The organism is Minwuia sp., assembly GCF_048007105.1.
Taxonomy (GTDB): Bacteria; Pseudomonadota; Alphaproteobacteria; order Minwuiales; family Minwuiaceae; genus Minwuia.
Window position 1 is genome coordinate 1695016 of sequence record NZ_CP180352.1, and the last position, 15420, is coordinate 1710435.

Sequence of the window (15420 nt, forward strand, 5' to 3'; positions counted from 1 at the left end):
CGGCCGTTCTTCAGTATTCCAGCGGCAGGCAGCCTTCGCTCACGCAGGCGGTCAGCGCCGCCTCGCTCGCGGCATTCCAGTCGCCGGTCGCATCGTCCGGATTGAGGTAGCCCATCTTCACCAGGCCATTCTGGTACTCGGGAGCGTAGCCACCGGCATCGGCGATCTTCCGGTGTTCCGCGATGGCGATCTCGGTCTTGCCCAGCCAGGTCAGGATGACGGCCACATCGTAGCGCAGGTCGACATCGTCCGGGCGTGCGGCGATCAGGATCATCTTGTGTGCAAGCGCCTCTTCGAGGTTGCGCAGGCTCTCGTCCCCGAAGGCGAGGATGTCGGCCAGTTCGGACCGGGCTTCGCTGAAGCCCGGCGTCACCTGGAGGATGGTGCGGAAATCCTCGATCGCAAGGTCGTCCCGCCCCATGCTGCTGTAGAGAAGGCCGCGGTTCTGGCGGGCACGCGGATCGCCGGGCTCCGATTCCAGTGAGGCGGTGAAATCGGCCACCGCCCGGTCCATATCTCCGAGTTCCCAGAAGGCAAGCCCGCGATTGTTCAGTGCGAAGGCGTTCGCCGGATCCGCGCGGAGCACATGATCGAAATCGGCGATGGCTTCCGGGAACCGATCCTGCTGAAGAAAGACATAGCCGCGGTTGATCCGCGCGATACGGTGATCCGGGTCCATTGTCAGGGCCAGGTCGTAATCCTCGACCGCCCGGTCGCTGTCGCCCATGCGCCGGTAGGTCAGGCCGCGGTTGACGATGGCATCGGTGTAGCCGGGCCGGATCCGGACCGCCAGGTCGTAGTCCCGGATAGCCGCTTCGTATTCCCGCAGTTCCTCGAGCGCGTTGCCGCGATTGTAGAAGGTCCGGGCGAGATCGTCGCGGTCGGCCGTCAGCGTCGTCAGGATGAGGCAGGCTGCCGCCTGGAGGTGCCAGTCATCGCCGTCCGCCTCGCACATGGCCATGAACGCTTCCGGCTCGTAGGCTGCCTTCGCGCTCGCGGCCCATGGCAGGAAGGCGCCGACGAACAGCGTTCCGACAAGGAATTTCAGGGCCCGTTTCATTCTTCCAGCGACTCCATGAAGCCGCATCCCTTCGCAATGCATTCGCGCATCGCCGGCCAGATCCGCTCGTCGGGGCATTCGTCGACGTCTCCCGGACCAAAGCCACGTCCGTGCAGCGAACCCTTGTACATCAGCAGCATGAGCGGCTCGATGTCCGCCGCCCTCCGAAAGGCATTCATCGCGGCATCGACGTTGCCCAGCCGCGCCTCGGCGCGGCCGAGATGAAGCTGTGCGGTCCCGTCATCCGGATCGAGCCGTGTGGAATCACGAAGCAGTTCCTTCGCGAGTTCATTCAATTCCCGGTCATGGCGGTCGATCGCGAGAACCATGGTGCCGAGACTGGCCAAGGCCTCGGGGTTGTCTTCGTCGAGGTCGATGGATTTCTGATAGTCATTGAACGCCGCCCGGAATTTTTCTGCGCCCTGGTTCGAATGACCGCGCAGCAGATAGTACCGGGCATTGTTCGGATACAGATCGATCAGATAATTGTAGTCGGAGAGCGCCTTTCCGTATTCCTCCAGATCGTGATAGAGCGCCGCCCGCCCGGCCAGCGCCTTCTCGTTGCGGGGATCGATAGCCAGCGCGTTGCTGAAATCCTCCAGGGCGGCTTCGAAGTCTTCCTGCACCAGATGGATCGCGGCGCGGTGAGCATAGCCTTCGGGGTTGCCGGGTTCGATCTCGATCCACCGCGAAAAGGCACGGATTCCGTTTTCCATGTCCCGAACCGCCATCGCGACAAGGCCGCGCATCTTCCATCCTTCGGCGAGCCCGGGCTGATCTGCCAGCAGGTCTTCGAGAAGCGCGGCAGCCGCCACCGGCATGCCGGCATTGGCGGTCTCGCGCGCGGCCTCGATGGTCACCCTGGCGGCCTCCGCCCTGTCCATTGTCTTCTCCGCAAGAACGATGCAGTAGGCGGCCTGAAGATCAGGGCGGTGTTCTCCGGCTTCATCCCGGCAGTCGGATCGCAATTGATCCAGATCGAAGGCCTCCGCCGCCGCCGGCAGGCAGAGCATCGCCCAGATCAGAACCCAACGCATCCCGGCCTCCCAACCTCACGCCGACCGGAACATTCTAGAAACATATTGCGCGAAAAGGCAACACGGCATTCAACCGGAAGTGATGTCGAACTTCGTCTCGTAGCCGCCCATCACCTCGCGGATTCGGTCCTGGATGTCGCCGGGGCCGCCGGAGACCGTGACCACGGCCAGCGTGCCGTGCACCTTGTCGGACCGCACCTTGACCGAGATCGCCGCGCCGGTCTCGGCGGCCAGGGCGGCGAGGTCGCGTTCGTGGACCCGCTGGGCGGCGGCGATGCGGAGGTCGGGCTTGAAGATCTTGCCGACGCCGGTCAGCGGCATCTCGGCGATGGGGATGATCTCGACCGGGTTCGCGGCGCGTTCGGTGATGCGCTCGGCGACGAAGCCCTTCAGGTCGTCCTCGCTCGCGCTCTGGCCCTTGGCGAACTGGATGAAGGCCACGGGCAACTCGCCGACGCGCCGGTCGGGCCGGCCCACGGCCGCGGCCAGTTCGACCGCCGGATGCTGGTAGAGAATGTCCTCGATGGTGGCGGGGTCGATATTGTGGCCGCCGCGGATGATCAGGTCCTTCGAGCGGCCGGTCAGCCAGATGTAGCCGTCGGCGTCGATGCGGCCGAGATCGCCGGTGTCGAACCATTCGCTGTCCAGCCAGGCCTTGCCGTCATGCACGGGGTCCAGATAGCCGCCGAAGATCTGCGGCCCGCGGCAGACCACCAGGCCGATCTCGTCGGTCGCGCAGTCGCCGGTGATGTGGCCGTTGTCGTCGACATGGACCACGCGCACATCGACATGCGGCAGTGAGAAGCCGATGGAGCCGACCTTGGTCTCGCCGCCGAACGGGTTGGTGGTGGCGAAGCCGTGGGTCTCGGTCATGCCCCAGCCCTCGACCAGTGGGATGCCGAGCTTCTTTATGGCCAGGTTCGCGACCTCGACCGAGAGCGTTGAGCCGCCGGCCGCGCCGAACTTCAGGGCGGAGAGGTCGTAGGCGCTGGAATCCTGCTGCAGCAGCATCGACCAGATCGCCGGCACGACCGGACAGATGGTCCATTTCAGCCGCTCGGCATTGGCGAAGAAGTCGCGGATCGCGTTCGGGTTCCGGTAGCCCTCCGGCCCGACCATGGTGATGGTGTGGCCCCAGACGAAGGGCATCGCCGACCACGCTGTGGCGCCGCCGACATGGAACATGGGCAGCCCCATCGGCGCGTGCAGATCTTCCTGACCGAGCGCGTTGCCGTAGTTCCAGCACTGCAGCATCAGCCCCTTCTGGGTGTGCCGCGCCAGCTTGGGCACGCCGGTTGTGCCGCCGGTGTGGAACAGCGCTGCGGTTCCGTGCATGTCGAAATCGCGCTCGAAGGTCAGGCGGTCGGCCTCGACGCCCTCGATCTCGCGTTCGTAGACCAGCACGCCATCGTCGCGCTCGGCCGGTCCGCCGACCTGCATCACCTTCAGGTCGGGCATGGCTGCGCGGACGGCCTCGATCTTCGGCCAGGGGTCCGCGCTGATGTCGGGGTGACAGCCGACAATCAGTTTGGTGCCGGCGGCCTTGCAGATGGAGACGATGTGCTCCGGCTCCAGGAAGGGGTTCACCGGATTGACGATGCCGGCGGTCTCGGCGCCCCAGAGCAGGTATTCAGTCTCGGGGATGACCGGCATGAGCAGGGTGACTGTGTCGTCTTCCCCGATGCCCAGGCCGCGCAGCATGTTGGCGGTCTGGGTGATGCGGCGGAAGAGCTCGCCATAGGTGACCTTCTCGGGCTCGTCGGTGCGCTCGCCGCGTTTCAGATTCCAGACGGCGGGCTTGTCGGGATGCCGCTCGGCGCTCGCCTTGATCGCCGCGTAGATATTGTCCGCGGGCAGCAACTCCTCGAAAGGCGTCTTCTCGATTTCGGCAACGTCGGCCGGCGTCCGTACTGGTCTGATCTGCATGATGGTCCTCCCCGCGCGGGAGGTTAGCGGAGCGGGGCGCAGCTTGTCATGCCAAACGCTCACGCGTCCCGGGCCTGACCCGGGACCCATTCCGGAGCGTTTCCGCCGCCGCCGGTCATCCTTCGAGGCTCAGGCATGGGCCCTGGATCAAGTCCAGGGCGCCTCAGGTGCTACCAGTCAAGTTCCGGCATGGCGGCGACAGGCGTCAGTCCGGCCTCGGCGCAGATGCGGTCCAGCGCGGCGCGGTCGATCTCGCCGGTCCGCATGACCTCGCGGGCATGGATGCCACCCGTGACCAGCACCGCGTCGATGCCGGCGTCGGTGGCGCCGCGGATATCGGTCCTGAGCGTGTCGCCGACGGCGAGGATGCGCGACGGGTCGATGCCGCCCAGCACAGTCTCGCAATAGTCGTAGGCGACGGCGTAGGGCTTGCCGAACCAGTGCGTCTCGCCGCCCATCTGTTGATAGGCCAGCGCGAGTGCGCCGGCGCAGGGCAGCATGTCGTCGCCGCGCATGACCTCGTAGTCCGGGTTGGCGCAGACCAGCGGCTTTCCGCCGGCCTTCGCCAGTTCCAGACGCTCCCGGTAATCGTCCACGCTCTCGGTCTGGTCGTCGTTCAGTCCGGCGCAGAGAATGAAATCGGCGCTGTCGAGGCTGTCCGTTTCCTCGAAATCGAGACCCGCGGTGATCGATCGGTCCTGGCCCTTGCCCCAGAAGAGGAACCGCCGGCCCGGATCGATGCGCTTCTCCGCCAGCGCCAGGCGGACCATGTCGCCCGAGGCGACGACACGGAGATACTGGTCCCGCTCGACGCCCATCCTGGCGATGAACGGATCGACATCGGTGCCCAGCCGCGGCGCGTTGGACAGCAGGATGACGGTCTTGCCCGCATTCTTCAGCGCCGACAACGTGCGCAGCGCACCCGAATAGGCCTCGAGCCCGTTATGGACGACGCCCCACAGGTCGAACAGGAAGGCGTCGTAGCGCGCGGCGATTGGGGCGATATGATCGGTCACGTCGATGGTCATGGCGGCTGCGTAGCCGATCCGCATGACGGGAACAAGAAGGCTGAGGCGCTGCATGAGCCGAACCCCGACAGAGCCGCGCGACGCCCCGCCGCTGGACGGCTACGAAACATTCCGTGTCGAGGCGGATGTCAGCGACAGGCAAGGCGCCTACCAGATCGGCCATGCCGTCTATGACAGCGGCGGAGACGGCGCGCCGGTGCTGCTGCTGCATGAACTGCCCGGCATGACGCCGGAGTGCCTCGATCTCGCGTCCCGGCTGCGCGGCGAGGGCTTCCGCGTTCTGATGCCGCTGCTGTTCGGCGAGCCGGGCCGGACGGATTCGCTGGGCACGCTCAGCAACCGCTGCGTCCGCCGCGATTTCGCCGCCTGGCGGCGCGGCGATTCCGGTCCCGTCGGCGACTGGTTCAGGGGGCTGGTGCGGGAGGTCTCTGACAGGGCCGGCGGCCGCGCCGTGGGCGTGATCGGCATGTGCATGACCGGCAATTTCGCGGTCATGCTGCTGGCCGAACCGGAGGTCGGCGGGGCCGTGACCTGTCAGCCGGCGCCGCTGGTGTTTCCGTTGTTCCCGCCATCGAACCGCGCCGATCTGGGACTGTCGGAGGCGGAACTCGAAGCGTCCCGGCAGCGCGCGGAAGCCATGCCGAAGCCGGCGCTGCTGGGCTACCGGTTCGCCAGCGACCTGCTGTCGCCCAGGGCCCGGTTCCGGCGGCTGGAGGACGTCTTCGGCGACAGCTTCAGGGGGACGGAGATTCCCGACCTCTGCTTCCGCCACGCGGTTCTGACGCTGCATTACTCCGACAAGCCGGAAAGCCCGACCCGGAAGGCGTTCGAGGAGATCACCGCCTTTTTTCGCGACCGTCTCGGCTAGAATCTGGTGGCCGCCGTCCCCCCGCTCAGGCGCGCTGCGCCGCCGGGCCGCCTTCTCCGTAAACGATGCCTTCCGGATAGTATTCGGCATTGTGTTGCACGCTGCCCGCCGCAGCCTCGCCGTCGATGGCGGCGATGAAGCCGAGGGCCAGGTCGATTCCGGCCGACACGCCCGCCGACGACCAGACATTGCCGTCGCGCACCCAGCGCTGCTCGACCGCTTCCACGCCGTGCAATTCCTTCATCCGCGCCAGCGCCTTCCAGTGTGTTGTCGCCTTGCGCCCTTCCAGCAGCCCGGCCGCATGCAGGATGAACGATCCGGTGCAGACCGAAAGCACATGAGCGGCGGCGGCGCCACGATCCCGCACCCAGCCGACCAGCGCCGGGTTGTTCATCTCGTCGAAGGCCGAGAAGCCGCCGGGCACCAGCAGGTAGTCGAATGCGGGGCAGTCCGCGAAGCTGTGATCCGACTGCGTCTGCAGGCCCTTGGCGCACCGGACCGCGCCACCCTTCTCGCTCACCGTGACGCATTCCGGCCCGCTGGCGTAGTCCCGCCACATCGTCGCCATTTCCCAGGGTCCGATCAGGTCGAGTTCCTCGTATTCGTGGAACATGAGAAAGGCGAAACGGCGCGTGGCGGACATGGTCGAGGCTCCCTGACGTTCAACGGCAATCTAGCGCGGCGCAGTTCAGCCGGTAAGATCGGCCCTGCAACGAGGAGAACCAGGGGGAGGACGCCATGGATCTGGCGCTGAAGGGGAAGACCGTCCTGATCACAGGCGGCTCGCGCGGTATCGGTTTCGGCTGCGCCGAAGTCTTCGCGCAGGAGGGCGCGAACCTGCATCTGGTCTCGGTCAACGAGGAGCGGCTGACCGAGGCCAAGCGGATCCTGGACATGACCTATCACGTCGATGTCCGGATCACCGTCGCCGACCTGTCGAAGAGCGAGGCGATCGCGCAGGTGGCCGAGGCCTGCCCGATGCCCGACATCCTGATCAACAATGCCGGCGCCATCCCGGCGGGCACGCTGGACAAGGTGACCGAGGCGGTCTGGCGCGAAGCCTGGGACCTGAAGGTCTTCGGCTACATCAACATGACCCGCGACTACTACGGACGGTTCCGGAACCGCGGCTACGGCACCATCGTCAACGTCATCGGCATGGCCGGCGAGAATCCGGATTCGTCCTATGTCGCGGGCTCCGCCGGCAATGCGGCGATCATGGCCTTCACCAAGACCATGGGCGGCACCAGCATGAATGACGGCATCCGCATCGTCGGCGTCAATCCGGGCGCGGTGCTGACGGACCGCATCTTCACCATGCTCAGGACCATCGCCGAAGAGCAGAAGGGCGACCCGGAGAAGTGGCCCGACTATCTGGCGAACCTGCCCATGGGCCGCGCCGCGACGGTGCGGGAGACCGCCGACGTGGTGGCTTTCCTGGCCTCCGAGCGGGCCGGCTACATCTCCGGCACCATCGTCACGGTCGACGGCGGTCACGCGTCCAACAACTCGGTCTTCTGAGACCTCCGGAATCTTATTGACCGCGGGTCAGTAGAGCGGCAAGAGTTTCCGCAAAGGGAAACCGACAAACATAAATGGGAGGATCAGATGGCGACCCAGCATCTCTATGCCATGCCGGTGGAGCAGACGGGGTGGGAGTTCGACGGCGCGACCGAGATCTCGTTCACCTGGGAATATGACGACGAGCGCGCGGCGCTGCTGGCCCTCTACGACAAGGGCAAGAAGCAGCAGTGGGACGCCGCCGAGCGCATCGACTGGAGCCGGGAAGTCGACTGGGCCAATCCGATGGCGCTGCCCGACGAGGGCATTCCGATCTTCGGCACCGACGCCTGGAACAAGATGAACGAGAACGAGCGCGCCGAACTGCGCCGTCATCTGCAGAGCTCGACGCTCAGCCAGTTCCTGCACGGCGAGCAGGGCGCGCTGATCGCGACCTCCAAGATCGTCGCCACCGTGCCGGACATGGACAGCAAGTTCTACGCGGCGACCCAGGTGATGGACGAGGCGCGCCACTGCGAGGCCTTCTCCCGCCTGCTGCACGAGAAGGTGCAGCTGGCCTATCCGATCACGCCGGGCCTGAAGTCGTTGCTGGAGCAGGGGCTTTCCGACCGCCGCTGGGACATGACCTATCTGACCATGCAGATCCTGATCGAGGGTCTGGCGCTTGCCGCCTTCCAGCGTCAACGCGACCACTCGCAGAACGATCTGGTCCAGGCCGTGAACGCCTACGTCATGCAGGACGAGGCGCGCCACGTGGCCTTCGGCCGCCTGGCGCTGCGCGACTACTACCCCGAGCTGACCGAGGCCGAGCGCGACGAGCGCGAAGAGTTCGTCGTCGAGGCCTGCTACCACATGCGCGACCGCTTCAACCAGATCGAGGTCTGGGAGAATGTCGGCTTCAGCCGCGAGAAGGTGATGGCGGCCGTCGCCAATTCCGAAGTCATGGCCCAGTTCCGCCAGCGCCTGTTCACCCGCATCGTGCCGACGGTGAAGGATATCGGCCTCTGGGGCGAGCGGGTCCGCAAGGCCTACGCCGACATGGGCGTGATCCAGTATTCCGAGATCGACGCCGAGGCGCTGCTGGAAGCCGACAACAAGGTCGCCGAGGACTTCGACGCGAAGCAGTTCGTGAAGCAGGGCATCGGCGCCGAAGGCAGCGCCGCCGCGGCCGAGTAGGCGCAACGGTTCATGCCCGCCTTGCGCGGGCATCCGGCCGGCGATGCCGCTGCCGCTCCGACCCGACCGCCGAATGACCGGACCCCCGAGTGGCTGCGCCATCTCGGGTGACCGTTCCTGCCGCTTGCACCGCCGTCACCCCGGCCTTGAGCCGGGGTCCGGCTGCAGCCCTGCCGGTCGAGCGGAGTTGCCTGCGATGTACCGCCGCTCCGGATCCCGGCTCAAGGCCGGATGACGCCGAGTTGAAACCCGCCCCAACCTGATCTGCGGCTCGCTTGCGCCTGCACTGCGGCGCTTGCATAGTTCCCTGCGGAACCAGAAAAAACAGGGAGGGGACCCCATGTCCCGACTGACCATCCGCAGCGCCCTCGGCGCCGCGATCATCGCCGCGGGCGTGGCCGGCCTGGCGCAGTCCGCCGCCGCCGAGACCAAGCTGGTCGGGGCCAGCTGTTTCCCGCAGGGCTCGTTCTTCTCGAAGCGCTTCGAGGCCTTCGTCGAGCAGGTCAACGCCAAGGGCGAGGGCGTCGTGCAGATCGACTATGTCGGCGGTGCGCCGGCCATCGGCAGCCCCTTCACCCTGGTCCAGAAGCAGGCCCAGGGCGTCTACGACATCGTCAGCTGCACCGGCGCCTACTACCAGAATGCGGTGCCGGAGTCCGACGCGTGGAAGCTGCTGGAGAAGTCGCCTGACGAGATCCGCGCCAATGGCGGCTGGGACCTGATGGAGACGATCCACCGGGAGAAGAACCTGGTGCCGCTGTCGCGCTTCCACTACGGCACGCCCTTCCACCTCTATCTCGGCGAGGGCAAGAAGATCGACAAGCCGGACCTGACCGGCCTGCATCTCCGCGTGGCGCCGATCTACACCAACTTCTTCAAGGCGCTGGGCGCGACCACCCAGAACTCCAACCTGGCCCAGATTTATCCGTTGATGGAGAACGGCACGGTCGGCGGCTACGGCTGGCCGATCACCGGCATCCAGCCCGGCTGGGAGAAGGTCACCGCCTACCGCGTCGACCCGGGCTTCTATGACGCCGACATCAACCTGCTGGTCAACGCCCGCAGCTGGGACGGGCTGGACGACAAGGCGCGCGGCCTGATCGCCGATCTCGCCATGGAAGCCGAGAAGGCCGGCATCGCCGCCGACACCGCCGCGGTGAAGGCCTCGACCGAGAAGCAGGCCGGCGAGTACGAGATCATCACCTTCACCGGCGCCGATGCCGAGAAGTGGTCCTCGACCGCGCGCGATGCCGGCTGGGCCGGTGTCGTCGAGGTCAGCCCGGACTACGGCCCGCAGCTGCGCAAGTTCTTCGCGAACGAATAGAGCGGACAGCTCTCGGCAGGATACCCCTCCCCCTTGAAGGGGGAGGGCAGGGTGGGGGTGAATCGGCGCAGCCGAGAGAGACATGAAACTTTCAGCAGAAGCCTTTGGCTGTCCCCCCCATCGACCGCTCCGCGGCCACTTCCCCCTCGAGGGGGGAAGTCAGCGAGGCATGCTGCCGCTTTCCGGACGCGGGCATGTTTGAACGGATCGACAGGGCCGTCGGACGCATCTACGCGGCGATCGGCGCGCTGGTCGGGCTGACCATCGGCGGTTTCGCCGTGGGCATCTCGCTCGACCTGCTGCTGCGACTGCTGGAATGGGGCAACATTCCCGGCCTGCAGGAGGTGATCGAGTATCTGCTGTTCGCCGGGGTGTTTCTCGCCGCGCCCTGGGTGCTGCGGCTCTACGCCCATGTCCGCGTCGACCTGCTGGTCTCCAACCTGCCGGGGCGGCTGACCGCCGCGATGGAGCGGGCGCTGGACGTCTTCGGCCTCGCGGTCTGCCTGACCCTGGTCTGGTTCGGCTGGGCCAACCTGTCCAGCGCCTGGATGTTCCAGTCGATGCAGATGAAGTATTTCCAGATGCCCGAATGGGCCCTGCTCGCGGTCTTCGTCGCCTGCTTCGTGCTGCTGGCGGTCGAGTTCGTCTTCCGGCTGATCCGCAGCGGCGCCCCGCCCAAGGCGGGCGCCGAGAGCGGCAAGGGGCTCTGAGGCGATGGAGTGGTACTGGGCTCTGACCCTGATGCTCGGCGTGGTGATCGGGCTGATGTTCCTCGGCCTGCCGGTGGTGTTCGCCTTCTTCGCCGCCAACATCGTCGGCACCTTCATCTTCCTGCGCGGCGAGATCGGCCTCTCGGTCATGCCGATGGAGTATGTTTTCTCGATCGCGAAGTTCTCGCTGGTGCCGGTGGCGCTGTTCATCCTGATGGGCGAGATCCTGTTCCAGACCGGCGTCGCCTTCCGCGCTATCAAGGCCATCGACAGCATGATCGCCCGGCTGCCCGGCCGTCTGACCGTGGTCTCCATCGCCGGGGGCACCGCGTTCTCGTCGCTCTCGGGTTCGACCATCGCCAACACGGCGATCCTGGGCAGCGTGTTGCTGCCCGACATGCTCAAGCGCGGCTATCAGCCGAAGATCGCCATGGGGCCGATCATGGCGGTCGGCGGCATCGCCATGCTGATCCCGCCCTCGGCGCTGGCGGTGCTGCTGGCCAGCCTGGCGGAGCGCTCGATCAAGGACCTGCTGATCGCCGGCATCCTGCCCGGCGTGCTGATGGCCATCCTGTTCGTGGTCTATGTCATGGCGCGCTGCCGCATGAACCCGTCCCTCGCGCCGGTCGAGGACGAGCCGGACACCGCCCGCGGCTGGGCGCGCTGGGGGCCGTTCGTGCGCGATGTGCTGCCGCTGTTCACCATCTTCGTCGTGGTGGTGGGTTCGATCTTCTTCCGCATCGCCGCGCCCGAGGAGGCGGCGGCCCTGGGCTGTGTCGCCGCTCTCGCGGTCTGCGCCTGCTACGGCGAACTGACCATGGCGCGGCTGATGAAGGCGCTGACCGAGACCGCCAAGATCAACGTCATGATCCTGTTCATCATCGCCGGGTCGCTGACCTTCAGCCAGGTGCTGCAGATTTCCGGCGCGACCAGCGGGCTGCTCGATCTGGTCGGCGGGCTGCAGCTGACGCCGGTGACCGCCATGGCGATGATGATGCTGATCCTGCTGTTCCTCGGCGCCTTCATGGATCAGGTCTCGATGGCGCTGCTGACGCTGCCCTTCTTCCTGCCCATCGCCGACAGCCTGGCCCTCAATCCGATCTGGCTGATGGTGATGATGCTGATCGCGATGGAGATCAGCCTGCTGACGCCGCCCTTCGGGTTGCTGCTCTACATCATGAAAGGCGTCGCGCCGCCGGAGATACGGCTGACCCAGATCTACGCTGCGGCCTTGCCCTTCATTGTACTCGAACTGCTGGTGCTGATCTTCCTGATGATCTTCCCCGACATCGCGGTCTGGCTGCCGTCCCAGTTCAGATAATCGCACCGCGATTACAGATTCTTAACTTTACGCCACTAGACCGGGGTATTCCTGTCCTTCATTGGGGGTTGCGGACACATGAGTTCCCAGATGGCGCAGCAAAGTGTTCTGCGCCTGGCAGAGCGGCGCGGCGCACCTCGCTTTCCGATCGCCCTGCCGGTCATCGTTCACTTCGACGGCCATTCCAGCGCGCACATGACCATCAACGTCTCGACGAGCGGCCTGCTGATCCGTCCGGAAGTCGAGACGCGCGGGCGCGGCGGCATCGTCTCCCTGGACATCGGCGTCATCGCCAGCGGCATTCAGGCGACTGTCGTCGATCACCGTGGCGAGAAGACGGCGCTGCAGTTCCTCGACAGCCATGAGGGCGAAAGGATCGCGATCGCCCTTTCCGAATCCGCCCAACGGATCGGCTGACCCCTGGCGGAACAGCATTTGATTGAAACATCAAACGCTGTTCCAGGACTGGCAAAGGCCTGCGCAAGTTGCGAAACCCGGGTTTCGCTCTAGCGGAACGCCCACAACCGGCCGGCCGCGAAGGTCGCCGCCGGGGTGACGAACAGGATGAAGACCAGCGGCCAGCGCGGGTCCATCACCAGCCCATCCACGATGATCCATGTCGCCAGCGCGTTCAGGGCGTAGCCGCCCAGCGCGACGCCGGTGAATCTCGCCAGACGCTGGCGTCCGCCGGCGCCGAAGGTCCAGCGGCTGTGTCCGATCCACGAGACGGCGAAGGCGGTGAGGAAAGCAAGCAGGTTGGCCAGATTGGCCTCGGTCGCCGCGAACTGGACCAGCAGCCAGTAGACCAGCGCGTGGACCGCCGTCGCGGCCAGACCGACAATGCCGAAGCGGCCGATCTGGGCGATCAGCGCCCGCGCGTCAGTCATCCGCCGCGCCGGTGTCGCTGCGGATCAGATAGAGCGGTCTGCGCTTGGTCTCGGTGAAGGTGCGGCCGACATATTCGCCCAGTAGCCCGATGCCGAACATGTTGATGCCCCCGATCAGCAGGATCGAGACCATCATCGAGGCGTAGCCCGGCACGTCGCGGCCGAACAGCAGCGTCGCCAGCACGATCCAGACCGCGAACAGCAACGCACAGGCGGAGACGATCAGCCCGCCGATCGTGAACAGCCGGATCGGCAGCGCCGAGAAGGACAGGATGCCGTCGACGGCGAATCCGATCAGCTTCAGCGGTTTCCAGCGGCTCTCGTCGCGCGTGCCCTTCGGGCGCTCGTGATAGACGAAGGCCTGCCGGAAGCCGAGCCAGGCGAACAGACCCTTGTTGAAGCGTGTGCGCTCGCCGAGCAGGCGGAAGGCCTCGACCACGGCGCGGTCGAACAGGCGGTAGTCGCCGGCATTCACCGGCAGCTTGGTCTCGCTGATGCGGTTGAACAACCGGTAGAAGCCCGTCGCCGACAGCCGCTTGGCGACGCTGTCGGTGTCCCGCGTGGTGCGCCGTGCGGTGACCATCTCCGCACCCTCGCGCCACTTCTCCACCATCTCGGCGATCAGCGACGGCGGATCCTGCAGGTCGGCGTCCATGGTGACCACCGCCCTGGCCGCGGGCGAGATGCAGCCCGGCCGTCAGCGCCGCCTCCTTGCCGAAATTGCGGCTCAGATCGACGACGCGGATGCGCGGATCGCTCTCGCGCCGCGCCAGCAGGCGCTGGACCGTGTCGTCCTCGCTGCCGTCATTGACGAACAGCAGTTCGATATCAGGCGAGATTTCGTCCAGCACCGGCATCAGCGCGCCGAAGAGCCGCTCCAGCCCCTCGCTCTCGTCCTTCACCGGTATCACCACCGAGAGCAATGGCGGCTCGGCGCTTGCGGCGTCTGTCTCAATGGTGCTCATATCCGGGCCATCTCAACGGTTCGTCAGCAGGGGGCGACATGGCGCAGGCCGATGCGGCGCCCGGCGGTCCGGGCCGCCTTTCACCGCCGTCAATAGTCGGCGCCTTCATTGCGGCGCAACTGCTTTTCTGGACCCTGTTCCCGGCGCTGGGCTATTCGGCGCCGCCGCTGGACGTGACCGAGAGCCTGGTCTGGGGCCGCGAATGGCTGCTTGGCACCCACAAGCATCCGCCTCTGCCGTCCTGGCTGCTGGAGGTGGCGCGGCTGGCGACCGGCAGCGTCATCTGGGCGCCGTTCCTGCTCAGCCAGATCTGCGTCGGGCTGACGGTCTGGTCCGCATTCCTGCTGGGCCGGCAGCTGATCGGCGCGGAGCGGGCGGCGGCCGGGGCGCTGCTGCTGGCGGGCATCTTCTACTTTTCCTGGCCGACGCCGGAGTTCAACCACAACGTCGTCCAGATGCCGATCTGGGCCGCCGTGCCGCTGTTCCTGCACCACGCGGTCGAACGCGGCCGCTGGCGCGACTGGCTGATGCTGGGCCTGTTGGGCGGGATCGCGATCTACGGAAAGTACTCGGCCGCCACCATGCTGCTGTTCGTGCCCCTCTGGCTTGCGTTGACGCCCGAGGGAAGGGGCCGCCTCCGCGAACCCGGGCCGTGGGCCGCCGCCGCACTGTTCGTTCTACTGATCGTGCCGGAAGCGGTCTGGCTGTTCGCACATGACTTCCAGCCGCTTGACTGGGCGGCGCTGCGCTCGGGCGGCGGCGGGACGCCGCTGACTTTCCTCGGCGCACAGATCGCCGATCACCTGCCGATCCTGCTCGTGGCCGGCCCGGCGGGCCTGATCGGTCGGGCCATGTGGCGGCCGGCGGGCACGGTCCGCGACCGCCGCTACCTGCTGATGTTCGGGCTGGGACCGCTGATCCTGACCGTGATCGGCGCGGTCATCGGCGGCAGCGGTCTGAAGGACATGTGGGGCATGCCCATGTTCGCGCTGTCCGGCCTCATTCTCGCCGCGTATTTCGGCGGCCGGATCGACGCCGTCCGTCTGCGCCGCCAGCTTGTTGCGGTGCTGGTGCTGGTCGTGCTCGTCTCCGGCATTCATGGCCTGCTGGTCGGCAAGGGGCCGGCCTGGGCCGGGCTGAAGCCGATGCGCGGGGCCTGGCCGATGGACGCAATCGGCGCCGCGACCGTCGACTTCTGGCGCGAGACCCATCCCGACAGGCCGCTGCGCTTTGTCATCGGACGGTTCTGGACCGGCGGGCTGGCGGCGATGAATGCTGAAGGTTCGCCCTCGGTGCTGCTGGATGGCGATCCGGCGATCTCGCCCTGGATCGACACGGCGGAACTCGACGAGGCGGGGGCCGTCATCGTCTGGCAGGTCTCGCCCAACAGCCCTCTGCCGTCCTTCGGCCCCTACACGCCGGCCCGGGCGGAGCGTCTCGTCGGGATTCCCTGGCCCGGCAGCGACAGGCCGCCGCTGGTCATCGGTCTGGCGAGATGGCCGCAGCCGGCCCGGTTGCAGGAATCCGGTGCGGGCGCTAAATAGCGGCCCAGATTGATCCCATGCGCGACGGGCGGCGTACCGCCTTCGCCGACACT

14 protein-coding genes and 1 pseudogene are annotated in these 15420 nt (G+C 66.6%); 8 read left to right on the forward strand and 7 right to left on the reverse strand.

All coding sequences use genetic code 11. The features are described from left to right. Positions 1-10: 10 nt before the first annotated feature. The 4 genes from ACMVY4_RS08215 to ACMVY4_RS08230 all read right to left on the reverse strand — a co-directional run bounded on the left by ACMVY4_RS08215 (position 11) and on the right by ACMVY4_RS08230 (position 5105). Positions 11-1060, reverse strand: coding sequence for a tetratricopeptide repeat protein (locus ACMVY4_RS08215; protein ID WP_416899676.1), 1050 nt, complete (start codon positions 1058-1060; stop codon positions 11-13). After that, complete coding sequence (locus ACMVY4_RS08220) at positions 1057-2097, reverse strand: tetratricopeptide repeat protein (RefSeq protein WP_416899677.1); 1041 nt, start codon at positions 2095-2097, stop codon at positions 1057-1059. Before ACMVY4_RS08220 ends, ACMVY4_RS08215 begins: the two co-directional genes overlap by 4 nt. Before the next feature lie 69 nt (positions 2098-2166). Then, positions 2167-4023, reverse strand: coding sequence for an acyl-CoA synthetase (locus ACMVY4_RS08225; protein WP_416899678.1), 1857 nt, complete (start codon positions 4021-4023; stop codon positions 2167-2169). A 170-nt stretch (positions 4024-4193) separates the two neighbouring features. Further along, a complete protein-coding gene (locus tag ACMVY4_RS08230; protein WP_416899679.1) occupies positions 4194-5105 on the reverse strand; it encodes a TIGR01459 family HAD-type hydrolase in 912 nt (303 codons plus the stop codon). Between ACMVY4_RS08230 and ACMVY4_RS08235 the strand changes: the two genes are divergently transcribed. Further along, complete coding sequence (locus tag ACMVY4_RS08235) at positions 5104-5919, forward strand: dienelactone hydrolase family protein (protein ID WP_416899680.1); 816 nt, start codon at positions 5104-5106, stop codon at positions 5917-5919. The two genes, ACMVY4_RS08230 and ACMVY4_RS08235, sit on opposite strands and share 2 nt — an antisense overlap. 25 nt (positions 5920-5944) lie before the next feature. Here the strand turns inward: ACMVY4_RS08235 and ACMVY4_RS08240 are convergent, their stop codons facing one another. Next, entirely contained in the window at positions 5945-6562 is a 618-nt protein-coding gene (locus tag ACMVY4_RS08240) for a DJ-1/PfpI family protein (protein WP_416899681.1), read from the reverse strand. 95 nt (positions 6563-6657) lie between these two features. Between ACMVY4_RS08240 and ACMVY4_RS08245 the strand changes: the two genes are divergently transcribed. From ACMVY4_RS08245 to ACMVY4_RS08270, 6 genes are all read left to right on the forward strand, one after another. Next, positions 6658-7440: a short-chain dehydrogenase/reductase gene (locus tag ACMVY4_RS08245; protein ID WP_416899682.1), complete on the forward strand. Its 783-nt coding sequence runs from the start codon at positions 6658-6660 to the stop codon at positions 7438-7440. Between the two features lie 87 nt (positions 7441-7527). After that, positions 7528-8616: a diiron oxygenase gene (locus ACMVY4_RS08250; protein ID WP_416899683.1), complete on the forward strand. Its 1089-nt coding sequence runs from the start codon at positions 7528-7530 to the stop codon at positions 8614-8616. A gap of 340 nt (positions 8617-8956) precedes the next feature. After that, positions 8957-9940 carry an ABC transporter substrate-binding protein gene (locus ACMVY4_RS08255; RefSeq protein ID WP_416899684.1) on the forward strand — a complete coding sequence of 328 codons (984 nt, stop codon included), beginning with the start codon at positions 8957-8959 and terminating at the stop codon, positions 9938-9940. A 194-nt stretch (positions 9941-10134) separates the two neighbouring features. Further along, the gene (locus ACMVY4_RS08260; protein WP_416899685.1) at positions 10135-10650 is read left to right on the forward strand and encodes a TRAP transporter small permease; all 516 of its coding nucleotides are present in this window, start codon (positions 10135-10137) and stop codon (positions 10648-10650) included. Between the two features lie 4 nt (positions 10651-10654). Next, positions 10655-11971 (forward strand): TRAP transporter large permease, encoded by a 1317-nt coding sequence (locus ACMVY4_RS08265; protein ID WP_416899686.1) that lies wholly within the window; start codon positions 10655-10657, stop codon positions 11969-11971. A gap of 78 nt (positions 11972-12049) precedes the next feature. Beyond that, positions 12050-12388 (forward strand): PilZ domain-containing protein, encoded by a 339-nt coding sequence (locus ACMVY4_RS08270; RefSeq protein WP_416899687.1) that lies wholly within the window; start codon positions 12050-12052, stop codon positions 12386-12388. Between the two features lie 89 nt (positions 12389-12477). Here the strand turns inward: ACMVY4_RS08270 and ACMVY4_RS08275 are convergent, their stop codons facing one another. Beyond that, entirely contained in the window at positions 12478-12858 is a 381-nt protein-coding gene (locus tag ACMVY4_RS08275) for a GtrA family protein (RefSeq protein WP_416899688.1), read from the reverse strand. Continuing rightward, positions 12851-13823, reverse strand: a pseudogene (locus ACMVY4_RS08280) (glycosyltransferase family 2 protein). The gene ACMVY4_RS08275 and the pseudogene ACMVY4_RS08280 overlap by 8 nt, the downstream one beginning before the upstream one ends. 38 nt (positions 13824-13861) lie before the next feature. Here ACMVY4_RS08280 and ACMVY4_RS08285 point away from each other — a divergent pair. Next, positions 13862-15367 (forward strand): glycosyltransferase family 39 protein, encoded by a 1506-nt coding sequence (locus tag ACMVY4_RS08285; protein ID WP_416899689.1) that lies wholly within the window; start codon positions 13862-13864, stop codon positions 15365-15367. The last annotated feature ends 53 nt before the right edge of the window (positions 15368-15420 follow it).